Origin of the sequence: Caldicoprobacter sp., from assembly GCF_047459465.1 — a bacterium.
In the GTDB taxonomy this organism is placed as follows: Bacteria; Bacillota; Clostridia; order Caldicoprobacterales; family Caldicoprobacteraceae; genus Caldicoprobacter.
Map to the genome: position 1 here is coordinate 1 of NZ_VSCO01000106.1, position 6,316 is coordinate 6,316.

The window sequence follows — 6,316 nt, forward strand, 5'->3', positions numbered from 1 at the left end:
CGATTCATTCCAAAGGGAAGTACTATAGCTGAATACAGTATAGAGGACATTTTAAAGATACGGGGATGGATAAATAATTACCCGAGGAGAGTTTTGAATGGGAAGAGCTTTAGGGAAGTGGTTGAGGAGTGTGAGAATTGTAAAAAGCCGTTCCCTCCCCTAGGGGAGGGAATATATAAAGTTTAATAAGTAAATCGAAAAACATAAGTGGACGATTAGCTTTAACAGAGAAAAAGTGTTTCATTTTAACTTGCAATTAACGAAGTTAGAGAAGGAAAATAAAATATATTGAATGTCAGCATCTTGTATTTTACTTGATAAAAAGTTCAGAACAATACATTTGCTGAATGTGTAATACTAATGTCAAGAGCACAAGCCTTGATTTTAATGGGGTTGCAGAATTGTATTTATGTATCCTCACAATTAGCGCAATTTGGGTCATAAATATTTTGACCTTGATATTATCAGTAAATATATGGTATCATTGGCTAATCATGCATATTTGGTTCATTTATTTCACTCAGCCGGTTGGACTGGTTCAGAAATCAACATAACATTGATGTCAAGGGTTGTTGAGGAACCCTATTTTTATTATTTACGGCAACAAATCAACTGGCCTAAAAGTAATAGGGTTGAGTTAACAGATAAAAAGTTTACCTACGGTTAATTTAATTATCTTAGATTTACCGTAAATCCATTGAGTATCATTTTATTAGTTATATAATAAAAGTGAGGGTGATGAACATGAAAGAAATCAATATTGCCAGAATGATTGCTAAAAAGCGACGCGAAAAGGGGTTGACGCAGGAGGAACTCGCAAATTACCTTGGCGTATCTAAGGCTGCGGTTTCTAAATGGGAAACTGGCCAGAGCTATCCTGATATTACTTTTCTTCCGCAGCTTGCGACATTTTTTAATATAAGCATTGATGAGCTCATGGGCTATGAACCTCAGATGAGCAAAGAGGATATTCGTAAACTGTATGTGAAATTATCCGCCGATTTTGCTTCCAAACCATTTGATGGAGTATTGAATTCTTGCCGTGATATTGTTAAAAAGTATTTCTCCTGCTTTTCTTTGTTATTCCATATCGGACTACTGCTTGTAAACAACTGTATGGAAGCAGGAGACAAGGAAAAGGCCCTTTCTGTGCTTTCAGAAGCCAAAGAGTTGTTTATTAGGGTAAAAACGGAAAGTGAAGATGCAGAGCTTGTTCAACTTGCCTTATATATGGAAGCGTATTGCGCCTTGCTAATGGGGAATCCGACCGAAGTAATCGAACTGCTGGAAGGAAGGAACCATAAAATCATTTCCACCGAAACGTTGCTTGCGTCAGCATATCAAATGGTTGGCAAATCAAAAGAAGCCAAATTGATATCACAAGTTGCTATATATCAGCATATGGTTAATCTCTTTGGAGCGTTAACGGATTATCTCATGCTTTGTACTGATAACCCCGAACAGTTTGATAAAACATTTAGACGTGCAAATGACATTGCCGATGCTTTTGACTTAAAAAGGCTTCATCCGTCGTTGCTCATTAAGCTCTATCTCGTTGCTGCCCAGGGATACACTATGCTTGGAAATAAAGAAAGAGCCCTGGAAATTCTCGGAAAATATACGGAGCTTGTCACCGGGGATATTTATCCATTAGAGTTAAAAGGAGATGAATATTTTTATCTAATAGATCAGTGGATTGAGGAATTCGACTTAGGAAATGTCCTTCCCAGGGATGAAAAAGTTATACGCAAGAGCATGGTCGACGGAATCATAAATAACCCTGCCTTTACAGTATTGGCTGATGAAAGCCGTTTTAGGAATATTGTGGAAAAACTAAAAAATAACTGTTAGGAACGGGACTCATCATGAAAGTGAAGAAATCAAGATATCATTAATGGAGGAGTGTACAATGGATTTGTCTATGCTAAAAGAATATTTGCCATTTCTTATTCCGTTGGTTATCTTACAGTTTGCACTTAGTATTACCGCACTTATTCATGTGCTGCGCCATCCTCATTACCGTTTCGGGAATAAGGTGATGTGGGTTTTGGTCGTTATGTTCATACACTTTGTCGGCCCGATCTTATACTTTGCATTAGGTAAGGGTGAGGATTAGATGGGTATCCTGGAAATTAAACAGCTTTATAAACGCTTTGGGCACCATGAGGTGTTGAAGGGATTGGATATGGATGTGCCCGAGCATTCTATATTTGGTTTTGTCGGGCAGAATGGCGCAGGCAAAACGACAACAATGAAAATTATCCTTGGATTATTGAAGGCGGACAGCGGATCAGTAACCGTATGCGGCGAAAAAGTTACCTATGGCGAAACAAAAACTAACCGTAACATAGGCTTTGTGCCCGACGTTCCGGAATTTTATGGATACATGAATCCAATGGAATATTTGAAGCTGTGCGGTGAGATAACCGGCCTTCCGAAAAACAAAATTAAATCGAGGAGCGAGGAATTACTGGAACTTGTGGGATTAAAAGACGAAAAAAGGAAAATTGGCCAGTTTTCCAGAGGGATGAAGCAGCGCCTAGGTATTGCTCAGGCCTTGCTGAATGAGCCAAAACTCCTGATCTGTGATGAGCCAACATCAGCGCTCGATCCAATTGGCAGGAAGGAAATACTGGATATTCTGCTTGCAGCCAAAGGGAAAACAACAATCGTCTTTTCGACCCATATTCTGTCGGATGTTGAAAGGATATGCGACCATATTGCGGTATTGCATGATGGAAAGCTTGCGCTATGCGGTACACTTTCCGAAATAAAAAAGCGTCACAGGTATAACGGATTTATACTTGAATTCGAGAATGAAAAAGATGCTTCGCTTTTTGAAAATGCGGAAGAGCTGAAACAGCCGTCAATAAGCCTGTCACGTGATGGAACCACCGTGAGGGTGTTTCTGACCGATCGCAATATGGATGGTCATTTTCTACTGAGTGTGTTATCGCAAAAGCGTCTTGTGCCGTTGAAGTTCGAAGTTATGGAACCAACTCTGGAAACTTTGTTTATGGAGGTGGTTCGGTGAGAGGTTATTTGGTATTTTTGAAGAAGGAGATATTTGAATACACAAAAACTTATAAACTACTCATTATGCTGGTGGTCTTTGCTATTTTCGGAATCACTAATCCCCTTATAGCAAAATTGCTGCCCGAAATTCTTGGAAGCCTTGCAACCGACGGTGTTATCATAACATTACCGGAGCCGACCGCCTACGATGCCTGGGAGCAGTTTTTCAAAAACGCAACGCAAATGGGACTGATCGTAACGGTGATTATATTCAGTGGCGTTTTATCTTCCGAACTCTCAAAGGGAACGCTTATCAATTTGCTGACAAAAGGATTGTCCAGAACAGCGGTCATTCTTTCAAAATACACCTGTATGGTTCTAGTTTGGACGGCAAGTATTGCTCTGTGCTTCGGGCTAACCTACGGTTACACGGTGTACCTCTTCCCAAAGGATGAAACATCAAATCTACTATTTTCTGTGTTTTGCCTATGGCTGTTTGGCTTGTTTTTACTGGCAGTGTTAATATTTTCAGCCACCTTAACAAAAAGTAATTATGGATGCCTGCTCATAACGCTAGTTGCCGTGCTTGCCTGCATGATTATGGACATCGTACCTGCGATGCATAGGTATAACCCTATTTCATTAGCGACTGATAATATGGGATTAATAATGAATTCCATAGAGGTATCTTCACTTTACAGTGCTATCCTAATTTCCTGTCTGCTTTCATTGATCTTTGTGTCACTTTCGGTAACGATATTTCGAAGAAAGCAATTGTAAGTGGCTGCATACCTTGGTTATACAGAAGATAGCAAAAGAACCGTTGATATATTTCCGCATACCAGCAGTTTTGGACTGCATATCAGGCATATCTGAATGGTAGGGACAATTGTATTAGGTGATTTGAAGGGTATAAGGAATGGGGCATAGATAACGTATAGGTTGAGGAGACAGGGCGGATCAGGTTAAAGCGCGAAGTCCTCCATGTTAATTTGATTTCATGCTAAAATTTAAGAATGGGAGGATTTCAAATGGAAATTATAAACATGACTCAACTAAACAAAAACTAGATAATCCAAGATGCACAAATATTGACTGATAGTATTCCAATTGGCTGGCCGACACTTTGAAAACATTTACTTATACTTTTGTGCGTGGGGTAAGTAGTGCTAAGGACGCGCATGATAAAAAGGACGTCTCCCTCCGGCATTGATAAAGCTTTTTCGTTAATATCCCGGAGATGAGACGTCCACTTATTTGTTACATATAACGCTTGTATCGATGATTATAATACTTTAATCTCGTTAGAAGGCGATGCAAAGGGACCCGGGATGACTTGCAGACCACGATGATTTCCAAAGTAGTCTGTATCAAAGCGTATCGGCGTTCCATCCGGGTTTTCAAAGTATTGTTCCGGTTCGAACGCTTTGCCGAGCACCTGAGTGTTGATCATCCGTACGTTGAAATCTTTTATGTAATCGAATATATTTGTGACCAGATAATAGTGACCGTCCCTTTCCACCAGTTCGACCTTAATCTCCCCATCGCCTTTTTCAACCAGCAGGTAATTCACTTCTTTTTTCCATGGTTTAGCGCCGTTTAGGTATGCATTTCCTTCACTCCAGATCGGCAAATGACCAAAGTGTACAGGTTCTAAAGCTCTCATGTTTGGAGGCTTGGAAAAATCGAACTGGGCAATCCATTCATCGTAGGTTGGGTACTCGTCAAAAACGTGCGTGCCAACCTGCTTGTTTTCCCGGATGGTCTGTTGTGAGTCATGATCGTTATGGCTTTCATGGTCTTCAGCTGGCCACTTCTGGACAAATATGTTGTTGTAGAAACGGTTGTCGCCGTGAAGGATGGTCATCCAGCCCATCACTTCCGTACGGTGCGGTATGTGGTATGGCGTGTAACGCCAACCGGTTCCCCTGCCAACTGAAGTAAATGCACCGCAGATAAGGTTGTGGACTAAAGCCACGCCTTGGGTCGCAAAGCGAAGGCTGACCTCTGAAAGCAGTATATTGTTATCGATCAGCGTTGGACCATGGCTGACTTCTACAAATATATCTTGAGAATCCATATTTCCCTCAAGCTTTTTGACATGCGGCGGCCGCTGGTTATCATGGAGCAGGTTCTGTGTAATGCGCGTGCCCTGTGCTTCCCAGTCGCACCAGATCCCCATTGTGCAATGGTGGATATGGTTGCGGCGTATGATCACATCGATGGCCGCATGCAATTTTATCCCGGCAATTTCTGCACCGCCCAGCTCTTGCATATTATTTATATGGTGGATATGGTTGTCCTCAATGATGCTGAATGCACCGCCCATCCTGCCAATAATGCCGCCCTGTTCACAGTGGTGGATATTGCAGCGGCGAATTATATGGCTGCCGACTTTTTCTTTCAGCCAACCGTGATATTGGCCGCGGCAAACCGCGTCGCGTTCCATCTGTGTAGGACTTTTTACGTGCTTCTTTGTGAAATAATGGTCGTTGTCAGGATCATAGTATTTGCCCAGAGAAATGCCGGCACACCTGCTGTTTGAAATTTCGCAGTCTTCTATAATCCATCCCTTGCTCCAGTGAGGGCCGATCATGCCGTCTTGAAAGGCTGCTGGCGGTGCCCAGGTGGTAGCTGCTTTATCGATCTTGAATCCTCTGACGGTGATATAGCTGACGCCTGGCTTAGATGGCATAAAGCACCTGCGGCGTACGGTGATCTCAACATTTTCCTCATTTGGATTCAGCCCTTGGAAATTGGCATAAATGATTGTCTCATCGGTTTCTGGGTCCTGTTCTGTATACCACTTATAAATGGATTCTTCTGGTACCCAGCTGTACTCATAAACTTCGCCTTTGAGACATTCTTCCAAAGTGGAGGCCTCATACATCGCTTTGTCATTTAAGAAAACGCAGCCAGTGTGTTTAAGTGGCCTAGCGAAATACCAGTCTCCAAATACAAAGGTAGTATAGGGATTGTAATCGCCGAAGAAGCTGTTTGGGATGCGGCATACCCAAACATTTCCTTCGTAATGCTTCCAAGTTTTTACCTGTTCTGCTCCGGTAATCACAGCACCGAGAGGTACAATACTAGTATAAGTGATACGGGCATCTTCAGTGCCGGAATGAACCGGGTCTACATACTCCCGGTAAATCCCAGGAGCAACCAATATTTCATCTCCGGGAAGCGCCACCTTTGCAGCATCGTTGATGCGTTTAAATGGCCTTTCCTTGGAACCGTCACCGTCCCTCTCGGCATTTACGTCTACATAATATTTCATGACAAAATCCCCCTTTATTTG

General features: G+C 42.0%; 5 protein-coding genes and 1 pseudogene. 5 read left to right on the forward strand and 1 reads right to left on the reverse strand.

From position 1 onward, the window contains the following. From FWJ59_RS07140 to FWJ59_RS07160, 5 genes and pseudogenes are all read left to right on the forward strand, one after another. Positions 1-186 (forward strand): annotated as a pseudogene (locus tag FWJ59_RS07140) (hypothetical protein); the annotation flags it as partial. 558 nt (positions 187-744) lie between these two features. Further along, positions 745-1,851, forward strand: a complete 1,107-nt coding sequence (locus tag FWJ59_RS07145; RefSeq protein ID WP_414481263.1) for a helix-turn-helix domain-containing protein — start codon at positions 745-747, stop codon at positions 1,849-1,851. Between the two features lie 58 nt (positions 1,852-1,909). Next, a complete protein-coding gene (locus tag FWJ59_RS07150) occupies positions 1,910-2,116 on the forward strand; it encodes a PLD nuclease N-terminal domain-containing protein (RefSeq protein WP_414481264.1) in 207 nt (68 codons plus the stop codon). Continuing rightward, positions 2,117-3,034 carry an ATP-binding cassette domain-containing protein gene (locus FWJ59_RS07155; RefSeq protein WP_414481265.1) on the forward strand — a complete coding sequence of 306 codons (918 nt, stop codon included), beginning with the start codon at positions 2,117-2,119 and terminating at the stop codon, positions 3,032-3,034. Then, a complete protein-coding gene (locus tag FWJ59_RS07160) occupies positions 3,031-3,795 on the forward strand; it encodes an ABC transporter permease (protein WP_414481266.1) in 765 nt (254 codons plus the stop codon). The genes FWJ59_RS07155 and FWJ59_RS07160 overlap by 4 nt, the downstream gene beginning before the upstream one ends. A 505-nt stretch (positions 3,796-4,300) precedes the next feature. On the opposite strand, the gene FWJ59_RS07165 is transcribed toward FWJ59_RS07160, so the two are convergent. Beyond that, positions 4,301-6,295, reverse strand: coding sequence for a right-handed parallel beta-helix repeat-containing protein (locus FWJ59_RS07165; RefSeq protein ID WP_414481267.1), 1,995 nt, complete (start codon positions 6,293-6,295; stop codon positions 4,301-4,303). Between the last annotated feature and the right edge of the window lie 21 nt (positions 6,296-6,316).

Bases quoted from the DNA above. Each gene is read 5' to 3' on its own strand.
- FWJ59_RS07145 (WP_414481263.1), top strand. From the start codon at position 745: ATGAAAGAAATCAATATTGCCAGAATGATTGCTAAAAAGCGACGCGAA.
- FWJ59_RS07150 (WP_414481264.1), top strand. From the start codon at position 1,910: ATGGATTTGTCTATGCTAAAAGAATATTTGCCATTTCTTATTCCGTTG.
- FWJ59_RS07155 (WP_414481265.1), top strand. From the start codon at position 2,117: ATGGGTATCCTGGAAATTAAACAGCTTTATAAACGCTTTGGGCACCAT.
- FWJ59_RS07165 (WP_414481267.1), bottom strand. From the start codon at position 6,295: ATGAAATATTATGTAGACGTAAATGCCGAGAGGGACGGTGACGGTTCC.